Source organism: Hartmannibacter diazotrophicus, from assembly GCF_900231165.1.
Lineage (GTDB): Bacteria > Pseudomonadota > Alphaproteobacteria > Rhizobiales > Pleomorphomonadaceae > Hartmannibacter > Hartmannibacter diazotrophicus.
This window is the reverse complement of the sequence record NZ_LT960614.1, coordinates 3,014,472-3,035,368: the sequence shown is the minus strand read 5'-3', so window position 1 is coordinate 3,035,368 and position 20,897 is coordinate 3,014,472. Positions and strand designations below refer to the sequence as shown.

The 20,897-nt window shown below is 63.9% G+C and carries 18 protein-coding genes; 11 read left to right on the top strand and 7 right to left on the bottom strand.

Going from position 1 to position 20,897, the window contains the following annotated elements:
• Nucleotides 1-617 precede the first annotated feature (617 nt).
• From HDIA_RS14170 to HDIA_RS14160, 3 genes are all read left to right on the top strand, one after another.
• Complete coding sequence (locus HDIA_RS14170; RefSeq protein ID WP_099556753.1) at nucleotides 618-812, top strand: hypothetical protein; 195 nt, start codon at nucleotides 618-620, stop codon at nucleotides 810-812.
• 300 nt (nucleotides 813-1,112) lie between these two features.
• A complete protein-coding gene (locus HDIA_RS14165; protein WP_099556752.1) occupies nucleotides 1,113-2,885 on the top strand; it encodes a PhoX family protein in 1,773 nt (590 codons plus the stop codon).
• Between the two features lie 11 nt (nucleotides 2,886-2,896).
• Nucleotides 2,897-4,561, top strand: coding sequence for a hypothetical protein (locus HDIA_RS14160; RefSeq protein ID WP_157775647.1), 1,665 nt, complete (start codon nucleotides 2,897-2,899; stop codon nucleotides 4,559-4,561).
• Nucleotides 4,562-4,612: 51 nt separating this feature from the next.
• On the opposite strand, the gene HDIA_RS14155 is transcribed toward HDIA_RS14160, so the two are convergent.
• Nucleotides 4,613-6,190 carry an adenylate/guanylate cyclase domain-containing protein gene (locus tag HDIA_RS14155; protein ID WP_099556750.1) on the bottom strand — a complete coding sequence of 526 codons (1,578 nt, stop codon included), beginning with the start codon at nucleotides 6,188-6,190 and terminating at the stop codon, nucleotides 4,613-4,615.
• 593 nt (nucleotides 6,191-6,783) lie between these two features.
• Between HDIA_RS14155 and HDIA_RS14150 the strand changes: the two genes are divergently transcribed.
• The 4 genes from HDIA_RS14150 (at nucleotide 6,784) to HDIA_RS14135 (ending at nucleotide 11,657) form a co-directional block, all read left to right on the top strand.
• Nucleotides 6,784-7,491: a tetratricopeptide repeat protein gene (locus HDIA_RS14150; RefSeq protein ID WP_099556749.1), complete on the top strand. Its 708-nt coding sequence runs from the start codon at nucleotides 6,784-6,786 to the stop codon at nucleotides 7,489-7,491.
• On the top strand, nucleotides 7,488-8,867 hold the full coding sequence (locus tag HDIA_RS14145) for an outer membrane protein assembly factor BamB family protein (protein WP_099556748.1): 1,380 nt from the start codon (nucleotides 7,488-7,490) through the stop codon (nucleotides 8,865-8,867). Before HDIA_RS14150 ends, HDIA_RS14145 begins: the two co-directional genes overlap by 4 nt.
• Before the next feature lie 24 nt (nucleotides 8,868-8,891).
• On the top strand, nucleotides 8,892-10,304 hold the full coding sequence (gene der, locus HDIA_RS14140) for a ribosome biogenesis GTPase Der (RefSeq protein ID WP_099556747.1): 1,413 nt from the start codon (nucleotides 8,892-8,894) through the stop codon (nucleotides 10,302-10,304).
• Nucleotides 10,305-10,634: 330 nt separating this feature from the next.
• Complete coding sequence (locus HDIA_RS14135) at nucleotides 10,635-11,657, top strand: LLM class flavin-dependent oxidoreductase (RefSeq protein ID WP_099556746.1); 1,023 nt, start codon at nucleotides 10,635-10,637, stop codon at nucleotides 11,655-11,657.
• Nucleotides 11,658-11,679: 22 nt separating this feature from the next.
• On the opposite strand, the gene HDIA_RS14130 is transcribed toward HDIA_RS14135, so the two are convergent.
• Entirely contained in the window at nucleotides 11,680-11,973 is a 294-nt protein-coding gene (locus tag HDIA_RS14130; RefSeq protein ID WP_099556745.1) for a GYD domain-containing protein, read from the bottom strand.
• 95 nt (nucleotides 11,974-12,068) lie between these two features.
• On the opposite strand from HDIA_RS14130, the gene HDIA_RS25375 reads away from it, so the two are divergent.
• Complete coding sequence (locus tag HDIA_RS25375) at nucleotides 12,069-12,245, top strand: hypothetical protein (RefSeq protein ID WP_157775644.1); 177 nt, start codon at nucleotides 12,069-12,071, stop codon at nucleotides 12,243-12,245.
• 12 nt (nucleotides 12,246-12,257) lie between these two features.
• Here HDIA_RS25375 and HDIA_RS14125 read toward each other — a convergent pair whose 3' ends face one another.
• On the bottom strand, nucleotides 12,258-13,949 hold the full coding sequence (locus HDIA_RS14125; RefSeq protein ID WP_099556744.1) for a methyl-accepting chemotaxis protein: 1,692 nt from the start codon (nucleotides 13,947-13,949) through the stop codon (nucleotides 12,258-12,260).
• A gap of 125 nt (nucleotides 13,950-14,074) precedes the next feature.
• Here HDIA_RS14125 and HDIA_RS14120 point away from each other — a divergent pair, with 125 nt between their 5' ends.
• Nucleotides 14,075-14,749, top strand: a complete 675-nt coding sequence (locus HDIA_RS14120) for a sulfite oxidase-like oxidoreductase (RefSeq protein ID WP_099556743.1) — start codon at nucleotides 14,075-14,077, stop codon at nucleotides 14,747-14,749.
• 39 nt (nucleotides 14,750-14,788) lie between these two features.
• Here HDIA_RS14120 and HDIA_RS14115 read toward each other — a convergent pair whose 3' ends face one another.
• Nucleotides 14,789-15,745 carry a GlxA family transcriptional regulator gene (locus tag HDIA_RS14115; protein ID WP_099556742.1) on the bottom strand — a complete coding sequence of 319 codons (957 nt, stop codon included), beginning with the start codon at nucleotides 15,743-15,745 and terminating at the stop codon, nucleotides 14,789-14,791.
• Nucleotides 15,746-15,828: 83 nt separating this feature from the next.
• Here HDIA_RS14115 and HDIA_RS14110 point away from each other — a divergent pair, with 83 nt between their 5' ends.
• Nucleotides 15,829-16,512, top strand: coding sequence for a DJ-1/PfpI family protein (locus tag HDIA_RS14110; protein ID WP_099556741.1), 684 nt, complete (start codon nucleotides 15,829-15,831; stop codon nucleotides 16,510-16,512).
• Nucleotides 16,513-16,522: 10 nt separating this feature from the next.
• On the opposite strand, the gene HDIA_RS14105 is transcribed toward HDIA_RS14110, so the two are convergent.
• From HDIA_RS14105 to HDIA_RS14095, 3 genes are all read right to left on the bottom strand, one after another.
• Nucleotides 16,523-16,891 (bottom strand): DUF427 domain-containing protein, encoded by a 369-nt coding sequence (locus tag HDIA_RS14105; RefSeq protein WP_245883874.1) that lies wholly within the window; start codon nucleotides 16,889-16,891, stop codon nucleotides 16,523-16,525.
• An 86-nt stretch (nucleotides 16,892-16,977) separates the two neighbouring features.
• Entirely contained in the window at nucleotides 16,978-18,120 is a 1,143-nt protein-coding gene (locus tag HDIA_RS14100; RefSeq protein WP_099556740.1) for an alpha-hydroxy acid oxidase, read from the bottom strand.
• A 244-nt stretch (nucleotides 18,121-18,364) separates the two neighbouring features.
• Entirely contained in the window at nucleotides 18,365-18,811 is a 447-nt protein-coding gene (locus HDIA_RS14095) for a host attachment protein (protein WP_099556739.1), read from the bottom strand.
• Nucleotides 18,812-19,077: 266 nt separating this feature from the next.
• Between HDIA_RS14095 and polX the strand changes: the two genes are divergently transcribed.
• Nucleotides 19,078-20,796 (top strand): DNA polymerase/3'-5' exonuclease PolX, encoded by a 1,719-nt coding sequence (gene polX / locus HDIA_RS14090; RefSeq protein WP_099556738.1) that lies wholly within the window; start codon nucleotides 19,078-19,080, stop codon nucleotides 20,794-20,796.
• Nucleotides 20,797-20,897 lie beyond the last annotated feature (101 nt).

The following is a 20,897-nucleotide window of genomic DNA, read 5'->3' as shown; positions in this document are numbered from 1 at the left end:
ACATTATACCAGAGATCGCCCTTGTCCCTGCGTGTCACAAGGCTTGTCGCCGGCGCCCAATACCCTTGAATCGTTTGTAAACGGCGATCTCGCCTGTCGGCGTCGGAGCGACGGCTGTGCGGTCCTGGTGGGTCGATGGCATGTCTGTCGGGCGGCCTGGAGCGCGTTTGGCCGCACCTTTCGGCAACAGGGTGACCCACGTCCATTCCTCCTGATGAAGCCTCCGGTCTGTCTACCCGCGCGCGACCCGTCCGGCTGGTCGGCGGCTTTGTCGTCTCCTTACTGGGTTTGCCCGGCGGTTTCCGCCGCCCCGGACAGTATCTTGACAGTCTTCTGACAGCTTGCGCGTGAGAGTGTTTCTCAATGTCCCGGGTATCTGACGGCTACAGACAGCGCTCCTCCGGCGAGGTGCGTTGAGTTCTGCCGACGATCCGGGCGCGTTCGTGGCATCGAGATCGTGGCTGCCTGTCATATCGATGACATTCGCGGTTGATATCGATGGCTAGCGGGTATGTCGCAGTTCCCTCGGCGGCGCGTGGGCTCTCTGCATCGGCGATGGAAGATTTTGGGGCCTTTTCGGCCGTCCACGTCTTCCTGACGCATCGGGAGGGACTGTCTTGATCTTCCAGAAACGCGACCTCAGTTCTCTTGCCAGGCAATGGCCGGATATTCTTTTCCGCAAGGTTCTGCCGTTGGCGCTGCTCTGCTCGCTCGTGCTCTGGCAAAATGTCAGACAGGCGGAAAAGGACCAGGGGGTCTATCCGGACGAAGTTGCGGCCGGTCAGCAATCGCCCCTTTTGACCGTTGACTGATCCAGTCTCTTTGCTCACGGCGTGAATGCCGGACATGGCCGCTTGGCCGCTCCTTCCATCGTCGCGCCGCGGATCTTCGCGGTGTGGTTCGATCCGCTCCCCGTCGATCATTGCCCGACGATGCAGCAGCGTGCATCCTCCCTCTCGTCCATGTTCTCCTGATCACTCATTGGCTTTCCTCCTCCGGCGCTTCGGGACCGAATGGGGAAACCGTCACGAATCTGTTTTTCTCCGGGACTAGCGTGCGCCCTGTTCTCGAAACTGGCTTTGCCGTTCGAATGATGATGAAGGGGTTTGACGATGATGAGGCAGTTCCTGCTTGCCACGACGGCTTTTGTTGCTCTGTGCGGAAGCCAGCCGGCGTTCGCCAACGGCGTTGGATCGATCGCATTTTCCCCGGTGTCCGCGCCGGTGACGGACAAGGAAAAGCGCGAAGTCCGCGCCTCGTCCGAAGTCACGGTTGACGGCAAGACGTCCACGATCGGTTTCACGCCGCTCGTTCGTTCGGGCGACAAGATCGGCGACAACACGTTCGGGCTTGTCCTCGACGAAACCGGCAAGCCGATTGTCGGTGCCGATGGTGCGCCGATGGTCTCCAACGACATCGACTTCTCCTCGCTGCTGCAGCAGAACGGCAAGATCTACGTCGTCTCGCATTTCGAAACGCGCCCGGCGATGGTTTACGTGACGGAACTGGCCAAGGACGGCGAGACTGGCGAACTCAAGGCGATTTCGACCTCGCCGGTCGACTTTGCCGACTTCGGCGGCCTGTGGGTTCCCTGTGCCGGATCGCTGACGCCCTGGGGCACGCATCTTGGCTCGGAAGAATACGAGCCCGACGCGAATGCCGTGGAGACCGCGACGGAGCTTTCGCAGCTTGACGACTACATGAAGCCGATGGCGCTCTATTTCGGCTATGACGCGATGGCCGCCGGCGCCACGATCGACGGCTTCCGCAAGGTCTTCAACCCCTACCGCTACGGCTACATCACCGAAATCTCGGTCGACGACGCCGGCAAGGGTACGGGCGTCAAGCATTACGCGATGGGCCGCTTCAGCCATGAGCTCGGCTATGTGCTGCCCGACGAGAAGACCGTCTACATGAGCGACGACGGCTCCAATGTCGGCCTCTACCGCTTCGTCGCCGACGTGGCCGGCAAACTCGACTCCGGCCGCCTCTATGCCGCGAAGTGGGAGCAGACCAGCGCCGAAAACGGCGGCGAGGCCAACATCAGCTGGATCGACCTCGGCGCCGGCAGTTCGGACGACGTCAAGGCGCTGATCGACAAGGGCACCAAGTTCTCCGACATCTTCGACAGCGCCAAGATGGACGACAAGGGCCAGTGCCCCGAAGGCTTTACCGCGTCGGCAGCCAATGACGTCAAGGAATGCCTGAAGGTGAAGGACGGCATGGACTTCGCCGCTTCCCGCCTCGAAACCCGCCGCTATGCGGCGGTGAAGGGCGCGACGACCGAGATCCGCAAGGAAGAGGGCATCACCTACGACGGCGACCACAATCGCCTCTATGTGGCGATCAGCGAGATCTCCAATGGCATGGACGACATGGCCAAGGACGGCAAATACGACATTCCGTCCGCCAACCACATCAAGGTGGCCGAGAACAAGTGCGGCGGTGTCTATGCGCTCGATCTCGACGAGAACTTCGCCGCGACCAACATGAAGGCGATCGTCACCGGTAAGCCGCACAAGTATGAGGACGGTCCGTTCGCCGGCAACACCTGCGATATCGATGGCCTCGCCAACCCGGACAACATCTCCTATGTGCCGGCCCGCAACACCCTGATCATCGGTGAAGACACCGGTTCCGGCCACCAGAACGACGCCGTCTGGTCGATGGACCTTGCGACCAAGGAACTGACTCGGATCGAAACGACGCCCTATGGCTCGGAAACGACGTCGGTCTACGTCTACCCGAATGTCGGCGGCCACGCCTACATCATGAGCGTCGTGCAGCATCCTTACGGCGAATCCGACGAGGACAAGCTGCGGTCCCCGGCCGATGCCAAGGCCTACATGGGTTATATCGGCCCGATGCCGGCCCTCATGAACTGATCGGTGTCCTGATGACGCGTGCAATGCTGCGCGCGGCTCTCGTGGCGGTCGTGGTTTCCATGGCCGCCACCGGGGATGCCGCGAACGACAAGCCGGGCGAGGGGCAGGATCTGACATCGCCCGTGCCGGGCAACCCCTTCGCGTTCATTCCGCCGCAATGCTACACGCGCACGCGCACCGACGGCGAGGTGCACAATCCCTGCTACACGTGTCACGTCCGCTCCACGGCGCCGAATTACGTCAACGACGGCGACCTCCAGACACTCTACGATTTTCCCGATCCGGCGCTGCAGAACCGCTGGACCAACATGTTCGTCGACCGCAGGCCGGCCATCTCCGCGATGTCCGATGCCGCGATCATGGAATATGTGCGGTTCGACAATTATCACGACGGGGAGGGCAAGTCGGAGCTTGCCGCCCGCCTGCGCCGCCCGCCGGCCGGCTGGGACATCAACGGCGACGGCGTCTGGTCGGGCTTCGTCCCCGACATAGCATTCAATTTCGACAGCGAAGGCTACGACGTTACGCCGGACGGCGAGCGCACCGGCTGGCGCGCCTACGGCTATATCCCGCTGCCCGGTTCCTTCCTTCCCGCGAACGGTTCGGCCGACGACGTGATGATCCGTCTGCCAGCAGCGTTCCGCGAGCGCGAGGACGGAGCAACCGACTGGTCCGTCTACGGGGTGAACCTTGCCATCGTGGAGGCGCTGATCAAGCGCGCCGACGTGCCGATCCCGCCGACCGACGAAGCGGCGCTCGGCGTCGATCTCGATCGCGACGGCAAACTCGGGACGGCGACCCGGATCGCCTATGCCTTCGATCCGCGCAACGGCATCACCATGTCCTATGTCGGCAAGGCGCGCCTCGACCTTGAGGCGGGGCGGCTGCATCTGGCCGCCGGTCTTTTTCCCGAAGGCACCGAATTCAGCCACAGCCTGCGCTATCTCGATGTTTCCAAAGACGGGATCGTCGGGCCGGCGCCGCGCCTGAAGGAACTGCGCTATGCGCGCAAACTTGGCTGGCGGACCTATTCGTCGCTCCTCGATCAGGCGATGAACGATCTGCGGGAAGAACACGACAACCCGGATGAGCCGGAAGCCTTTGCCGGCGATGTCGAATCCGGCATCGCGACGGGAACCGGCTGGCGCTATCAGGGCTTCATCGAAGATGCCGCCGGCAGCCTTCGGCCACAGACCTACGAGGAGAGCCTGACCTGCGCCGGCTGCCACGCCGGAACGGGCCGTCCGACCGACACGATCTTCTCCTATCCGCGCAAGGTCGACGCACCGGCGAATGGCTGGTTCCATTGGGGCGCGGACTATCGTCTCGGTGATTTGCCCGATCCGAAGCGACCTGACGGCGCCGGGCGCTATGCCACCTATCTTGAGCGCAATCACGGCAGCGACGAGTTTCGCGCAAACCGGGAGGCGATCGATCGGTTCTTTCCCGGCGGAAAGTCGGATGAAGCCGCCATCGAGGCGCTTGCGACGCATATCGGCGCGATGACCGATCCCTCGCCGCGGCGGGCCATCGACCTCAACAAGGCCTACCGACTGATCGTCGAGGAACAGAGCTTCGACAAGGGACGCAACGCGACGATCGCGCCGATGGACGACATCATCTGGCGCAAGGTGAAGCCGGGAACGGCAACGGGCATCGAACAACCGGCCGACTGAGGAGATCGCGGCTCGGGCGCCCCGGCACGCGGCCTCGTTCGAAGCGGGGCCTCACGACATCCTCGGCCGATCGCCCTGTAACTGATGGATCGCCTTCAGAAGCGCCTGGCGCAGCCGCTCCCGCTCGGCCTCGCGGACCTGCGCGACGTCGAGGAAGATCCGTGCCCCCTCGACATGCTCGTTGATCACGCTGCGGGTGAACTGCACCTCGCCAATGTAGTCTTCCACGACATAGGGCACGACGGAGCGGCTGATCCCCTTGAGCGAGATGGGCTCGAGCGGACGCGCCCGGACGAGATCGCCGACCAGCGCATAGGTTTCGTAGCTGAGCACGATGCCGCCCGGCTCTGCGATCGATTCCAGCCGTGCCGCGAGGTTCGCCTCGGCCCCGATGATCGTGTAGTCCATCCGTTCGGCGCTACCGAAGTTGCCGACGTTGCAGTAGCCGCTGTTGATGCCGATGCGGGTCTGGAAGGGCTGTTCGATGCCGCGGCTGCGCCATTCCTCGTTGAGGGTGGCCATGCGCTCCTGCATGGCGACCGCCATCTTCACGCAGGCGCGCGCATCCTCCCGCTCGCCCCGGGTCTCGGGATCGCCGAAGAAGGCCAGGATCGCGTCGCCGATGAACTTGTCGAGCGTTGCCCCGTGCTCGTGGGCAATCTTGGACATCTCGGTGAAATACTCGTTGAGCAGGCGCGTCAGTTCCTCCGGCTGGAGGCGTTCCGACGTCATGGTGAAGTCCTTGATGTCGGAAAAGAAGATCGTCAGCTTCTTGCGCTCGGTCGAGATCACGACGTCCCGCTCGCCGCTGAAGATGCTGCGGTAGACCTGCGGCGAGAGATACTTGGAAATCTTCATGGAGACTGCGGCAAGGAAGGAGTTGGCCTCTTCCAGTTCTGCATTCATGCGCTTGAACATGTGCGACTGGCGCCACTGCATGGTGGCGAACGTGGCGCCGGCCATTCCCGCGAAGAGGAAGTAGATCAGCAGGTATTTGAAGGCGAAGAGGTTGTTTGCGATCTTCTGCTCGACTTCGACCTCCTGGATGCCGCGCACATCGCCGACCTTCCAGTCGCGTTTCGGGCTCTCCGGGTGGCTGTTGTGACAGGCAACGCAGGCCTCGGCCATGATCACCGGCGCGACGAGGCGGATCTTGCGGTCGAACAGCGAGCCCGTCAGGTCGAGCCGCGTGGCATCTTCGGACGGAGCACCGCGAAAGGCCTTGAGCGCATCGCGCTCGAAGGCGTCCATCCTGTGCGGCTCGCGCGATTTGAAGACGTAGTCGGACAGAAAGCGGTAGGTGATGTTCTCGCCGCGCCGGCCGATGACATCGCCAAGCTCCAGCGAGAGCGTCGCCGGAATCGGGATCGCGCCCGGAATGTCCCGGTAATTGTGGGCCGTGACGGTCTTGCCGTCGGATGCCAGGACGCGTCCGGCGACATTCTTGGCGTAGTAGCCGCGAATGTCCGTGATCATGGAATTGAGACTGTCCGCCTGGGTGCGAAGAACGGTGTCGGAGAGTTGCCGCAGATCGAGCCAGACCGCCACGGGCAGGAGCGCGAGCGACACAACGATTGCGACTGCGAACCAGATCGGCCGCGCGAGAAAATGCCGTATGATCGAACCCATTGTCGTATTCATCCCGTCAGGCCTGCGAGAGCATTTGCCGACAGGCCGATCGCGCCCGATGGCAATGGACATCTGCATCTTCCAAGTGTTGGCGCGGATGCTACACGAAGGGACCTAGCGGAAAAATGCTTCCGGCGGATGAACGGCAGGGGCCTCGGAAGAATTTCCGCTGTAAAGTCATGGCTCGAGGACGGCTGGAGCGCGGAATGCTTCAGTCGCCGGACCGCTGCGCGTCGGCGGACCGGGAACGGGATCGCCCGGACAGGCGCGTTCGCTCATTGGGCCTCCGGGAGGCATTCGGACGCAGGATCCTGTCAAAGGAACGCGAAAATCGCTGCCTTTGCCGGCGTGGAGGTTGGCGCGGCTTCACAAAAGCTGTAAACGCCAGAGCACAAGCTGCTGCCGGCTTGATGCAGGGCGAACGCATGCGCGGCAATGGCGCCGGACCGGATTGGCCATCGGGCTTCCGTCGGCCGACGTTGTCTCGGATGCCGAAACGGGCGCGGCGCGTGTCGCGCGGTTCTGCAAGAGGCATGCTCCAGGGAAGAAATCCGGTCCGGTGACACTCGGCCGGTGCCGGGTGAAAGAAGAAGATGGTCGATCTCTTTAACGAAGTTTCCGAAGATCTCCGCCGCGACCGGCTCAACCGGCTCTGGGCGCGCTACGGCCTTTATGTGATCGCGCTTGCGGTGCTGATCGTGCTGGCGACCGCCGGCTGGCGTGCCTGGCTCTACTACGAGAAAGAGCAGGCCGACGCGACCGCCGTCGACTATATCGCCGCCGTCGCCAAGGCGAACGAGGGCGACCACAAGGCCGCCATTGCGGCGCTCGATGCCGTCGCCGCCAAGGGGCCTTCCGGCTACACGACGCTGGCCCGCTTCCGCGCCGCCGCCGAGACGATGGCGAGTGGCGACGAGGAGGGAGCCCTCAAGGCCTGGCAGGCTCTTGCGGACGACCGCTCGCTTTCTGCCGAACTCAAGGATCTCGCCCGCTACCGCGCGGCGATGATCGCCGTCGACAGCGAGGACTATGACACGTTTTCCAAGCGCGTCGCGTCGCTGACGACGGACGGCAACCCCTGGAAACCGTATGCCGAGGAACTCAAGGCGATCTCGGCCATCAAGGTGCAGAAGTGGGAAGACGCGCGGACGGCCCTGGAGGCCATCACGCATGAAATGTCCGTTCCGCAGGACGTGGAATCGCGCGCGCAGATCCTGATGGAACTGGTGACCGGCAAGATCGGGCCGAAACCCGACGCGGCAGGCGGGAACGGCGAGAAGAAGGAAGGGTCTGGTACATGAGCGATCGGCGTCAATCCCGCAGCTTGCGTGTCGCGGTTTTCAATTCGGTTGCTCTTGCGCTTGTTGCCGGTTCGCTTGCCGGCTGTACCAGCGGGATCGACAGCCTGTCGGAACTCAATCCCTTCAAGGGCGACGAGAAGCTTCTGCAGGGCGAACGCCGTTCGCTCCGAGCGGACGGCGCGCTGCCTGAGGTCGCCAACACGACGGCGTCCTATGGCGCTGCGCGCGACATCGGCGACTGGCCCCAGTCGGGCGGCACGGCCGCCAACGATCCGGGCAACATCGCCTATTCGGGCAGCGGTAGGCTCGCCTGGAGCGTGAAGGCCGGGCAGACCGGCGAAAGCGGCGGCGCCTATGGCTTTTATGGTGCGGACCAGCGCGTTTCGGCGCGGCCCGTCGTCTCGGGCGGCACGGTCTTCACCTACGATCCGACCGGCAACGTGACGGCGATCAACCTCTCCTCCGGCGGGCGGGTCTGGAGCGCCAACATTCGGCCGAAGGAAGAGGGCGACACCGTGAACGGCGGCGGCGTCGCGGCGACGGGCGGACGGGTCTTCGTCTCGACCGGCTACGGCGAAGTGGTCGGCCTTGATGCAGGCTCCGGCGCGCGCGTCTGGACGGCCAAGCTCGACGCACCGGCACGCTCGGCGCCAGCGGTTTCGGGCGGCAAGGTCTTCGTTGTCACCCGGACCAATTCGGTTATCGCGATCGATGCCGCCGCCGGTTCGGTGCTCTGGACGGTCGAGACCAATTCGGCTGCTGCAAGCCTGCTGGCGACGGCCAGTCCGGCGGTCGTCGGCGACACCGTGATCGTTCCGACGTCGACGGGCGACATCGCCGCGCTCTCCATCGCCGATGGATCCCAGAAATGGTCGGTGTCGGTCTCCGGCGGTAGCCGCAGCCTCGCCGTCGCGGGGCTTGGCGACGCTTCGGCGAGCCCGGTGGTCGACAACGGCGTCCTGTTTGCCACCGGCATCGGCGGGCGCACGATCGCGGCCAAGGCCCAGAATGGCGAACAGATCTGGTCGCAGCCGATTGGCAGCGCCCACACACCGGTTGTCTCCGGCTCGTCGGTCTTCATCGTCGATCTCGACGGGCGGGCCGTTGCTTTCGACCGCTCGAAAGGCACGATCCTCTGGGCGACGCAACTGCCGAAGAACCCCGATGCCAAGCGCACCACCTGGGCAGGACCGCTGCTCGGCAACGGCAAGCTCTGGCTCGTCTCGGTCCACGGGCGGCTGGCGCGGGTCGATGCGGCGACAGGCACTCTGGAACAGACCAGCAAACTCAATGTCGAGGGCGTTCTGCCGCCGATCGCAAGCGGTGGCACGATGCTCATTCTCGGCGGTCAGGGCAATCTGATCGCCCTGCGCTAACCCCATTTAGAAACCCACAAAACCATGTCCTTACCCGTCGTCGCTATTGTCGGTCGGCCCAATGTGGGCAAGTCGACCCTTTTTAACCGGCTCGTCGGCAAGAAGCTGGCGCTGGTCGACGACACGCCGGGCGTCACGCGCGACCGGCGCATGGGCGACGCCAGGCTTGGCGACCTCAAGTTCCAGATCATGGATACGGCAGGTCTTGAGGATGCCGATCCAACGAGCCTTGCGGGCCGCATGCGCGCAATGTCGGAGGCAGCGATCCGCGAATGCGACGTCGTTCTGTTCCTGATTGACGCCCGCGCCGGTGTGCTGCCGCTGGACGAGCATTTTGCCGAGTTCATCCGCAAGTGCGAGCGGCCGGTCATCCTCGTCGCCAACAAGGCGGAGGGCAAGGCGGGCGAGGGCGGGTTGCTGGATTCCTATGCGCTGGGGCTTGGCGATCCGATCGCGCTGTCCGCCGAACATGGCGAGGGCACGTCGGACCTTTACGAAGCGCTGCGCGACAAGCTGGCGACCGTCGGCAAGGACATGCCCGACGAGGAGGACGCGTTCGACGAGGCCATCACGGGCATCGATCTCGACGAGGAGGGCAACGCGATCGAAGACGATCCGCTTCGCCCCTTGCGCGTTGCGATCGTCGGACGGCCGAATGCGGGCAAGTCGACGCTGATCAACCAGCTGATCGGCAAGGAACGTCTTCTTGTCGGCCCGGAAGCGGGCATCACGCGCGATTCCATTTCCGTCGACTGGGAGTGGAAGGGCCGCGAGATCAAGCTCTTCGACACGGCCGGCATGCGGCGCAAGGCGCGGGTGCAGGAAAAGCTGGAAAAGCTCTCCGTTGCAGACGGTCTGCGCGCTGTGAAATTCGCCGAGGTCGTGGTCGTGCTGCTCGATGCGACGATCCCCTTCGAGAAGCAGGACCTGCAGATCACCGACCTCATCATCCGCGAGGGGCGGTCGCTGGTGATCGGCCTCAACAAGTGGGACCTCATCGAGGATCGCGGCGCCAAGTTCCGGGAGTTGCGCGAGGAGGCCGACAGGCTGCTGCCGCAGGTGAAGGGCGTGCCGCTCGTCACGCTCTCCGGCCTCACGGGCGAGGGCACGAGCCGGCTCATGGATGCCTGCCTCAAAGCCTATGACCTCTGGAACATCCGCATCTCGACCGGACGGCTCAATCGCTGGTTCTCCGGCGTGATCGAGCATCATCCGCCGCCCGCCGTCGCCGGCCGCCGGCTGAAGCTGCGCTATATCACCCAAGCCAAGGCCCGTCCGCCGCATTTCGTCGTCTTCTGCACGCGGCCGGATGCGGTTCCGGAATCCTATCGGCGCTATCTCATCAACGGCCTGCGCGAAACCTTCGAGATGCCCGGCGTGCCGATCCGCCTGCATATGAAGAGCAGCGGGAAGAACCCCTTCGACAAGGAAGATTGAGGGGGAGGGAGACCGCCAACATCGCGGGGTGACTGCTGCTGTGCGCGGCTGCGACCGTATGTTTGCCTGCCTCTCCATCGTCATTCCCGCGAAAGCGGGAACCCAATCATGTTACCAAACTGAATGCCGGCGGATTTTTCCAGAAGCGTCGCCGCGACCTTCCTGGCTCGTTCACGTGCCGCGTGGCCATTGGGTTCCCGCTTTCGCGGGAATGACGATGGGAGGTTCCTGCATTGGCAATGCCGATTATCTTCTCAGATCCCGGCTCTTGAATTCCCACCTCCTGTCCATACCTGACAGTCTCGCCCCTCCGAACCCTTGCGAGGCGTCATGGCAAAACTCTCCATCCTCGATCTTGCTCCCGTCCCCGAAGGCTTGACGCCGCGCGACGCTTTGATGAATTCGCTCGACCTCGCGCGACATGCGGAGGACTGGGGCTACAATCGCTTCTGGCTCGCCGAGCACCACAACATGATCGGCATCGCCAGTGCGGCGACGGCGGTGGCCATCGGCCATGTCGCGGGCGGCACGAAGACGATCCGTGTCGGGGCAGGGGGCATCATGCTGCCGAACCACTCGCCGCTGGTGATCGCCGAGCAGTTCGGAACGCTGGAATCGCTCTATCCCGGACGCATCGACCTCGGACTCGGCCGTGCGCCGGGCACCGACATGACGACGCTGCGCGCGCTGCGCCGCTCGCCGGAGGCCGCCGACACGTTTCCGCGCGACGTTCAGGAGCTTCAGGCGCTTTTTGCGGAAGCCGGGCCGAACCAGATCGTCCAGGCGGTGCCGGGGGCAGGGCTCAACGTGCCGCTGTGGATTCTCGGCTCCAGCCTCTTCGGCGCGCAACTGGCGTCCATGCTGGGGCTGCCCTACGCCTTTGCCTCGCATTTCGCGCCCGAGGCGCTGATCGACGCGCTGAAGCTCTACCGCTCCGGCTTCGAACCGTCGGAGCAGCTGGCACGGTCCTATGCCATGGCCGGCATCAACGTGGTCGCGGCGGAGACCGACGAAGAAGCCAAGCGCCTCTTCACCAGCGCGCAGCAGAGCTTCACCAACCTCGTGCGCGGCACGCGCGGGCGCATGCTGCCGCCGATCGACGACATCGAGAGCTACTGGTCGCCCATCGAAAAGGTGCATGTCTCACGCATGCTCAGCTATGCCTTCGTCGGTTCGCCGGCGACGATCCGCGAGAAGCTGCAAAGGTTCCTCGACGAGACCGGCGTCGACGAGGTGATGGTTGCCGCACACATATACGACCACGGTAGCCGGCTGAAATCCTACGAACTTCTCGCAGAGGTCTGGCCGAGCGTCACGGAAGGCCGGTCCGCCGACGCGACGGCGGCGCAATAGACGTTGCAGATCATCTCGCTCGTCATTCCAGGGTGTGGACGATCTCGCGGTAGGCCGCTTCCGGAAAGGCTTTCAACGTCTTGCTGCGCACAAAGCCCTGGCGGCCGAGCATCATGATGAAGCGGGCAAGGACAGCGTCGTCCGGCGCCTCGACGACGCTGACCATGTCGTATTCGCCCATGGTGAGGTAGAACTCCTTGAAGCGACCGCCCATGGCGGCGAGTTGCTCCTTGGCGGCATCGAGACGCTTCGGCGAGTCCGTCACATGCTTGATGCCTTGCTCCGTCCAGTTGAGCATCACGATATAGGTGGTCATTTCGCACCTTTCCGGCGCGGTCACGACGCAGTACCTGATTGGGCCGCGCTCTTCTTGGCCCCGAGCGGCAATGTCGCGGGGCTTGCGGTGCAAGTATGATCCAGTTGGTAAAGGGCGGCAAGGACGGTCTGTTTTCCCTGAAGACGCGAAGGGAAAGCCGGGCGTTGGTGCTGGCCTTGCTTGCAAGTGAAATCCCGACCGTCGGCCCGGCCTTGAAACGAGAGCGGGCGGCCACGTTTCCGTCGCCGCCCGGTTCATGGAACTTTGCCTGACGTGCCGTCAGATCACGCGGCGGCAACCTTGCGCAGGAAGGTGTCGATGCTGTCGCGCAGGCCGTCGGACTGTTCGGCGACTGCGCGTGACGCGGTCGCCACGCTTTCGGCCGAGCGGATGGTCTCGTCGGCCGCGCCGGACACTTCGCTGGCGTTCTCGCTCACGACCCGCGTTCCGTCGGAGGCCATGGCGATGTTGCGACTGATTTCCGATGTCGCCGCGCCCTGCTGCTCGACGGCGGCGGCAATTGCGCCAGTGTAGCGGTTGACGTCCGCCATCGTCGTGGTGATCGACTGGATGGCGCGGACGGCGTCGCTGGTGGAGGACTGGATGCCTGTCACCTGCGCGGCGATCTCCTCCGTGGCGCGCGCCGTCTGCGCCGCCAGATTCTTGACCTCGGAGGCCACCACGGCAAATCCCTTGCCGGCTTCGCCGGCCCGTGCCGCCTCGATCGTCGCGTTGAGCGCAAGGAGGTTTGTCTGCTCGGCAATCGCCTGAATGAGCGTGACCACTTCGCCGATCTTGCTTGCCGCCTGGGCGAGGCCGTCGACCATGTCGTTGGCGTCCTTGGTCGAGCGAGCGGCCTGTTCCACGACCTCCGTCGTCCGCGAAATCTGGTTGGTGATCTCGCCAATGGACGAGGCGAGTTCCTCGGCTGCGCTTGCCACCGCGCCGACGTTGTCGGCGGCGTCGTTGGAGGCGCTGGTGACGGTGGCGGCGTTGTCGGCCGTGCGGCGGGAGGCTGCGTCCACCGCCTTTGCGGTCGTCAGCATGCCCTGCATTGTCTCGCTGACGCGGTTGATGGCGGAAGTCGCCTCATTCTGGAAGTCGCTCAGGATCGCCTCGATTTCCATCTGACGGCGGTTGCGCGCGCGCTCTTCCTCCGACTGGCGCTTTTCCAGTTTCAGGCGCTCAAGCGTATTGTTGCGCAGCGTTTCGATCGAGCGGGCGATATCGCCGATTTCATCCTGACGGTCGGTGGAAGGAATTTCCGACTCCAGATCGTTGCTGGCGATCTTCATCACTGTGCCGGTCATGCTCGTGATCGGCTTCACGACGCTTCGCACCACGACAATCAGGATGGTCGACAGGATCACGATGATCAGCGCGGTGATGCCGAGGCTCTTCTCCATCGCCGACATGAATCGGGCGTCGACATCGTCCATCAGGACGCCGGATCCGAACATCCAGCCCCACGGCTTGAAGCCCTGGACGAATGACATTTTCGTATAACCGGCATTGTCCTTGGGATTGATCCAACCATATTCGACAAAGCCGGAGCCGTCTGTCCTCGCGATATCGACCATCTCCTGAACATGGTGCTTGCCGTTGGAGTCGGTCATGTCGCGCAGGTTCTTGCCATCGTTTTCCGGCTTCACCGGATTAAGAATGCCCTTGTAATCAAAGTCGTAGACGAAAACGTAGTCTTTGCCATTATAGCGAAGCGACCTGATTGCCGAGAGCGTGTTGGCCTTCGCGGTCGCAAGATCGATCTCGCCCTTGTCAACCTTCGCCTGTTCGCCGGCCGCGATCGTGGCGACAGCCGTGACGATGGACCGGATCTCGGACTTCTTGAACTGAATCAATTCCTGCTTCAACGAGACCGCCGACCATGCGGCCAATCCGAGAAAGCCGATGACGGTCAACAGCAGGATGGCCTGGAATTTGGCAGAGAGACCTTTGGGTAGAAGTCTTCGCATCATGTACCCCCGAGAAAAGCTGACTAATGGGTAACAGTGCGAAGATTAATTTCAGGTGCTATTTGTATGAATGTTTCGTTAATTTTGATCCTCAAACAAACGCCACACCGTTGAACGAAGGTTTTGTGATGCCAGACGATTCGCACAATTCCGAACTGCCGCCCGAGACCAAGCTGACGCGGTCCAAGCTGCGCTGGGCCAAGGAGCAGAAGTTCCTGACCGGGCGCGAGATGGTGCCGGGCGCGGAGCGCCTGCCGCCGGGTCAGCACCTGACGCGCGACTGGCCGGTCCTCGACCTCGGCATCCAGCCTGACGTGCCGCTTTCCACATGGCGCCTGCAGATCCTCGGCAAGGTCGCCGAACCGCTGGATCTTTCCTGGGATGACTTCCAGGCGTTGCCGCAGAGCACCTTCCTGTCCGACATCCACTGCGTCACGACGTGGTCGCGCTACGACAACACCTGGGAAGGCGTTTCGACGCGAGACCTGCTGATGCGCTGCGATCCGGCGGAGAGCGCCACCCACGTGATGCTGCACAGCTACGACGGCTATACGACCAACCTCGCGCTTGAGGACTTCGCCGCGCCGAACGCGCTCATCGCCACCCATTGGCAGGGTCAGCCGATCGCGCGCGAGCATGGCGGTCCGGCGCGCCTCGTCGTGCCGCATCTCTATTTCTGGAAGAGCGCCAAGTGGCTCCGGGCGATCGAGTTCCTGGAGGCCGACAAGCGCGGCTTCTGGGAGGTGAACGGCTATCACAATCACGCCGACCCGTGGGCCGAGGAGCGCTATTCGGAGGATTGAGTCCGACCGTTCTCTCCGGGGTGGTCCGGCGAACGGCTTCTAATCGGAAAAGCGTTCTCGGTAGGCCTGCGGGCTGATGCCGAAGCGGCGCTGGAAGGCGCGCCGCATGGTTTCCTCCGCCCCGAAGCCGCAACGGGCGGCGACCCTTGCCACCGGGCGGCCCTGCTCAAGCTGGCGGCGTGCGCTTTCGAGGCGCATCTGCTCGACGGCTTCGGTGGGCGTCCTGCCCGTCGATTGCCGGTAGTGGCGCGAAAAGCTCCTGAGACTCATGCCGGCCCGGTCCGCGAGATCGGCAAGGGAGAGGGGCCGGTCGAGGTTCGCGACGATCCAGGCATGAAGGTCGTCGAAGCGCCCGCCATTGTCCTGAAGGGTGAGGGCGGCGCTGAACTGCGACTGCCCGCCCGGGCGCTTCAGGAAGACGACAAGCTGGCGGGCAACAGCGAGTGCGAGGTCGTGCCCGAGATCGGCCTCGACCAGCGACAGAGCGAGGTCGATGCCGGCGGTCACACCCGCGGATGTCCAGATGTCGCCGTCTCGGATGAAGATCGGGTCGGGGTCGACGCGTATCTTCGGAAACCTCTGCCGGAACTCCTCGCAGCGCTGCCAGTGCGTGACGGCGCGCCGCCCGTCGAGCAGTCCGGCGGTCGCCAGCAGGAAAGCCCCGCTGCACACCGACGCCGTTCGCCGCGCGGCCTTCGAGCGCTGCCCGATCCAGTCGATGAGGCTGCGGTCTTCGCAGGCGGCATTGATGCCCCATCCACCGGGAACGATCAGCGTATCGAGCGGAGCGTCGACGGGCGGCAAGCGAGCTGCCTCCAGGACGAGACCCGAGGATGTCTTCGTCTGCCCGGTCTTGCTCACCACGACGGCCTCATAGGCGAGCGGCTGGCCGGCCAAGCGCAGCATGTCGTTGGCCGAGGCGAAGACCTGCAAGGGGCCAGCAACATCGAGCAGCTGGCTGTCGGGAAAATTGAGGATTTCGATGCGGCGGAGCATTTTGGCGCAAACCGAGGGGTAATTGGCGTTCAGGCCAGAAAGTGACCTGCTAGGCTCGGCCAAGTCAATCGGAGATCCCTCACATGACCTTGCATATTGGCCTTCTCGTCTTTCCCGCTGTCCAGCAGCTCGATCTCACAGGACCGTTCGAAGTCTTCGCATCGGCGGCCGGAACGAGCGTGCATCTCGTCTGGAAGGATCTCATGCCGATCCGTTCGGCTACGGGGCTGATGCTGACGCCCGACACGACCTTCGCGGACTGCCCGCAGCTCGATGTCATCTGCGTGCCCGGTGGCGGCGGCGTGAATGCGCTGCTGCGCGATGAGGCGGTTCTCGATTTCATCCGCCGTCAGGCGCGGGGCGCGCGGTTCGTCACCTCGGTCTGTACCGGCTCGCTCGTGCTCGGCGCGGCGGGACTGCTCAAGGGCAGGCGGGCGGCCACGCACTGGAACGCGCTCGACTTCCTGCCGTCTTTCGGAGCGACGCCCGTTGCGGAACGGGTGGTGCGCGACGGCGCAATCATCACGGCCGGCGGTGTCACCTCGGGGATCGATTTCGGTCTTTCGGTCGTTGCGGAACTGCTCGGTGAAGACGAGGCAAAGACGATCCAGCTGGCGCTGGAATACGCGCCTGCGCCGCCGTTTTCGTCCGGAACGCCGGAGCAGGCTTCGGCTGAAATCGTTGCCGCGGCCCGGGCGCGAATGGCGACTTCGCGGTCCGAACGCGAGGCTATTGTCGCTGAACTGGCGAGCGAGGCTCTGTCGTAGCGCGGGAAGTTCAGTCGCCTCGCTCGATCCGCACCTTGTCCGGCCAGAAGGCGAGGTAGCCGGCAATGCGTTCGGCTGACGGCAACGGCTCGTCATAGGCCCAGGCGATTTCCTTGCCGTCCAGCAGGTAATAATGCGCGTTGCCCTTGAGCGGGCAATGCGTTGTCTTGTCCGCCTTCTCCAAAGCCTGTTTCAGGGCGGCCTTGGGGATATAGAGTATCGGCGGATAGGGGTGCTTGCCCGTTTCGGCAATCTCGATCGCCTTGGTGGTGTCGGCGATCAGCGTGTCACCGGCAAAGACCCTGATCCGTTCGTAGACGGGGCGAATGACCATGAAATGGTTGCGATCGTTCGGATTGCGGACGGTCTCCGTGGTCATGGCAGCAACCTTCGCTGGTTCGTCTCGTCTTTTTCCAATTGGCGTGGCCGTCCGGCCGTGTCCAGCCTGTTCCGGTCGGGGCCAAGTCACGATTGCTTGTGCAGCATATCCGGACCGGCATCCGCGATCAGGCGCTTGCCGCAAAGTGCCATGGTGATGTCGAGCTCGTTGCGGATGATCTCCAGCACCGAGGCGACGCCCTCGCGTCCGTTGGCTCCGAGGCCATAGAGGAACGGGCGGCCGATATAGGTGCCCTTGGCGCCGAGGCAGAGCGCCTTCAGCACGTCCTGTCCCGAGCGGATGCCGCCATCCACATGAACCTCGATCCGGTCGCCGACGGCCGCAACGATGTCGGGCAGCGCCGAGATCGAGGAGGGGGCGCCATCAAGCTGGCGGCCGCCGTGGTTGGAGACGATGATCGCGTCGGCGCCGGTGTCGACCGCCTGCCGCGCGTCCTCGGCATCGAGAATGCCCTTGAGGATCAGCGGTCCACCCCAGCGCTCCTTGATCCATTCCACGTCCTTCCAGGAAAGCTGCGGATCGAACTGTTCCGCCGTCCAGGCCGAGAGCGAGGAGAGGTTCGAGACGTTCTTGGCGTGCCCGACGATGTTGCCGAAGGTGCGCCGCTTCGTGCCCAGCATGCCGAGGCACCAGCCCGGCCGAATTGCCATATGCCAGAGGCTCACGGGGGTGAATTTGGGCGGCGCGGACAGGCCGTTGCGGATGTCCTTGTGGCGCTGGCCGAGGATCTGGAGGTCGAGGGTCAGTACCAATGCCGAGCAGCGGGCCGCCTTGGCGCGCTCGATCAGGTTCTCGATGAAGGCGCGGTCGCGCATCACGTAAAGCTGGAACCAGAAGGGCTTCTTGGTCGCCGCCGCCACGTCCTCGATGGAGCAGATGCTCATGGTCGAGAGCGTGAAGGGCACCCCGAAGGCCTCGGCGGCCTGGGCGGCGAGGATTTCGCCGTCGGCATGCTGCATGCCGGTGAGCCCTGTCGGGGACAGCGCAACCGGCATCGCCACCTTCTGGCCGATCATCGTGCTTTCCAGCGACCGGTTGGTCATGTCGACGAGCACGCGCTGGCGCAGCTTGATCTTGCCAAAATCCTCTTCGTTGGCGCGGTATGTGCCTTCGGTCCACGAGCCGCTGTCGGCGTAGTCGAAAAACATCTTCGGCACGCGGCGACGGGCGAGTTCCTTGAAATCGCTGACGGTCAGGGGACGGGACATTGGGATTCCATGATGATCGGGTGGCGGAACGGGAAGCCATCTTTAAGCCGAATTTCGCCATCGGGCAAAGCCATCGCTGCGTTTTGCCTTGAATGTCGGGCAGATCGCGAGGTTTGCCGGCGCGAGCCCGGTTTCGTGTCGCTCGTTGCGGTGAGGGCGCCCGCAAAAGCAACGAAAAAAAACGCCGGGCGGTGGCTCGGCGCTTGATGTCATGTTGGCAGCCACGCCCAGACGCGCGCTGCGGTCAGGCGGTCAGCTTGGTCTCGATCTCGTGGATCGGAAACTGCACGAGATCCTTGGCGATTTCCGCCGAGACGATCTGCTGGACCGCCGGGGACAGCTTCGAGCGCAGGACGCCAAGCGCCTTCGGCGGGGCCACGACGACAAGATGGGTGATGCCGCGCTTTTCCTTCAGCGTGCTCAGTTCGCTGGCAACCGTCGTCAGGAAGGCGGTCTCGGCCTCGTCGTGGCGGTCGGTCTCTTCCATGGCCGAGCGGCCATGCGAGGCCGATTCGTGGACCCGTCCGGGCCTGTCGGAGGCGAGGTCGCGATTGGCCGGAGCTGGCTCGTCGAGCACCTTTTCCGTCTTCAGGTTCGGATAGACCTCGTCGCCTTCGTTGCGCAGGAACAAGGCCTTGGCGCCGTCGCACACGACAACCCATCCATGTCGCGGCAGCTTTTGACCGGTCATCCCGTTTCTCCTCTGTCTTGTTTTGCCGCGAGCGACCATCGGATCGCCCACAGGAGCTTTCGCTCGATCTTTCTCGACCCATCGGGTCAGTGAGGCGATGGTTTCCCACTTTTCATCCGAAGCGAATGATTTGGATCAACGGGAGGGGAGAAAGAGCGATGCGGCCCGTCGGACTGCTGCGGGCCGAACCGCTTTGGTCCACTGCCGCAGGCGGTCGGTTGACGCCGGTCAAGGCGGAGCGGTCCCCGGTGCGCTAACCAGTCGGTATGTCCGTGCACAATGCCGATATCGCCGCACTCTTCCAGCGGATGGCCGACCTCCTCGATATCGAGGGGGCCAACCCGTTTCGCGTCCGCGCCTATCGCCGGGCCGCCGCCACGATCGGGGAACTGCCGGAAAGCGTCGCGAGCCTGATCGAGCGGGGAGAGCCTTTGGAGACGCTACCGGCCATTGGCGACGATCTTGCCGAGAAAATTGTAGAGATCGTCAGGACCGGCCGTCTGAAAGCGCTGGAAGAGGTGGAGGCGCGGACGCCCTCGACGCTGGCCGCGCTGACGGCCATTCCGGGGCTAGGACCGAAGCGCGTGCATGCCCTCCATCAGGAACTCGGCATCAGGACGCTGGCCGATCTGGAAGCCGCGGCAAAGGCCGGCAGACTGAGGGACCTGCCGAAGTTCGGTGCCGCTATTGAGGCGAAGATCCTGGACGATATCGCGAAGCATCGGACGACCGAGAAGCGGTTCAGCATCGCCCTTGCCGAGGAATTCGCCCGGGATCTGACGCGCTATCTGTCGGCGGCGCCCGGCGCGACGCGGGTGGTTGTCGCCGGAAGCTACCGGCGCCGGCGCGAGACGGTCGGCGACCTCGATCTTCTGGTGATCTGCGACGATGGTCCGGCCCTGACGGACTATTTCGTCCGCTATGATGAGATCGCGGAGGTCGTCTCCAAGGGCCCGACGCGCTCGACCGTCATCCTGACGTCTGGAATTCAGGTCGACCTGCGGGTCGTTCCGGAGGAAAGCTATGGTACGGCGCTGCATTATTTCACGGGCTCCAAGGCACACAGCATCGCGATCCGGACCATCCTTCAGGACAAGGGCCTGAAGCTCAACGAGTACGGCGTCTTCAAGGGCAAGGAGCGCGTCGGAGGCGAGAGCGAGGAGGACGTCTTCCGGGCGGCCGGCCTTGGCTATATCGAGCCGGAACTGCGCGAGGACCGTGGCGAGATCGAGGCTTCAAAGGCGGGAATGCTGCCGAAGCTGATCACGCTGGCGGATATCCGCGGCGACCTTCACGCCCACACCGATGCCTCGGACGGGCGCAGCAGCCTTGAGGAGATGGCGGAGGCGGCAAGGGCACTCGGCTACGACTATCTGGCGGTCAGCGATCACTCGCAGCACGTCATCGTGGCCAACGGTCTCGATCCCGAACGTCTGGCCAGGCAGCTTGACGAGATCGACCGGCTGAACGACCGCTTCGACGGTTTTCGTCTCCTGAAGTCCTGCGAGGTCGATATCCTCGCCGACGGCACGCTCGATCTGCCCGACAGCATCCTGAAGCGCCTCGACTATACGGTCTGCGCCGTCCACTTCGGCTTTGACTTCGACAGCGACCGGCAGACCGAACGCATCCTCAAGGCGATGGATAACCGCTATTTCAACATTCTCGCCCATCCGACCGGCCGGCTGATCGGCCAGCGTCCCGGCTACGGCCTCGATCTTGACCGGATCATCGAGGGGGCCCGGGTTCGGGGCTGTTTCCTGGAGATCAATGCGCATCCGATGCGGCTCGACCTTGACGACATTCGTTGCCGGCAGGCCAAGGAGGCCGGTGTCAGGCTGGCGATCTCGACGGATGCGCATTCGACCGTCGGACTTGGCGCCATGCGCTATGGCGTCGACCAGGCGCGGCGGGGGTGGATCGAGGCCGGCGACGTCCTGAACACCCGGCCATGGAAGGAACTGAAGGCTCTGTTTGACCGCTGAGCAGAGGACATGCGACGGTGCCACCGGCAGCGCGGCCTCGTCCGACACTACGTACTTGCCACGATTGATCTGCAATTCCGGTCGCCGCTATCCGTAGAAGT

Bases quoted from the DNA above. Each gene is read 5' to 3' on its own strand.
- HDIA_RS14165 (WP_099556752.1), top strand. From the start codon at position 1,113: ATGATGAGGCAGTTCCTGCTTGCCACGACGGCTTTTGTTGCTCTGTGC.
- HDIA_RS14160 (WP_157775647.1), top strand. From the start codon at position 2,897: ATGACGCGTGCAATGCTGCGCGCGGCTCTCGTGGCGGTCGTGGTTTCC.
- HDIA_RS14155 (WP_099556750.1), bottom strand. From the start codon at position 6,190: ATGGGTTCGATCATACGGCATTTTCTCGCGCGGCCGATCTGGTTCGCA.
- HDIA_RS14150 (WP_099556749.1), top strand. From the start codon at position 6,784: ATGGTCGATCTCTTTAACGAAGTTTCCGAAGATCTCCGCCGCGACCGG.
- HDIA_RS14145 (WP_099556748.1), top strand. From the start codon at position 7,488: ATGAGCGATCGGCGTCAATCCCGCAGCTTGCGTGTCGCGGTTTTCAAT.
- der (WP_099556747.1), top strand. From the start codon at position 8,892: ATGTCCTTACCCGTCGTCGCTATTGTCGGTCGGCCCAATGTGGGCAAG.
- HDIA_RS14135 (WP_099556746.1), top strand. From the start codon at position 10,635: ATGGCAAAACTCTCCATCCTCGATCTTGCTCCCGTCCCCGAAGGCTTG.
- HDIA_RS14130 (WP_099556745.1), bottom strand. From the start codon at position 11,973: ATGACCACCTATATCGTGATGCTCAACTGGACGGAGCAAGGCATCAAG.
- HDIA_RS25375 (WP_157775644.1), top strand. From the start codon at position 12,069: ATGATCCAGTTGGTAAAGGGCGGCAAGGACGGTCTGTTTTCCCTGAAG.
- HDIA_RS14125 (WP_099556744.1), bottom strand. From the start codon at position 13,949: ATGATGCGAAGACTTCTACCCAAAGGTCTCTCTGCCAAATTCCAGGCC.
- HDIA_RS14120 (WP_099556743.1), top strand. From the start codon at position 14,075: ATGCCAGACGATTCGCACAATTCCGAACTGCCGCCCGAGACCAAGCTG.
- HDIA_RS14115 (WP_099556742.1), bottom strand. From the start codon at position 15,745: ATGCTCCGCCGCATCGAAATCCTCAATTTTCCCGACAGCCAGCTGCTC.
- HDIA_RS14110 (WP_099556741.1), top strand. From the start codon at position 15,829: ATGACCTTGCATATTGGCCTTCTCGTCTTTCCCGCTGTCCAGCAGCTC.
- HDIA_RS14105 (WP_245883874.1), bottom strand. From the start codon at position 16,891: ATGACCACGGAGACCGTCCGCAATCCGAACGATCGCAACCATTTCATG.
- HDIA_RS14100 (WP_099556740.1), bottom strand. From the start codon at position 18,120: ATGTCCCGTCCCCTGACCGTCAGCGATTTCAAGGAACTCGCCCGTCGC.
- HDIA_RS14095 (WP_099556739.1), bottom strand. From the start codon at position 18,811: ATGACCGGTCAAAAGCTGCCGCGACATGGATGGGTTGTCGTGTGCGAC.
- polX (WP_099556738.1), top strand. From the start codon at position 19,078: ATGTCCGTGCACAATGCCGATATCGCCGCACTCTTCCAGCGGATGGCC.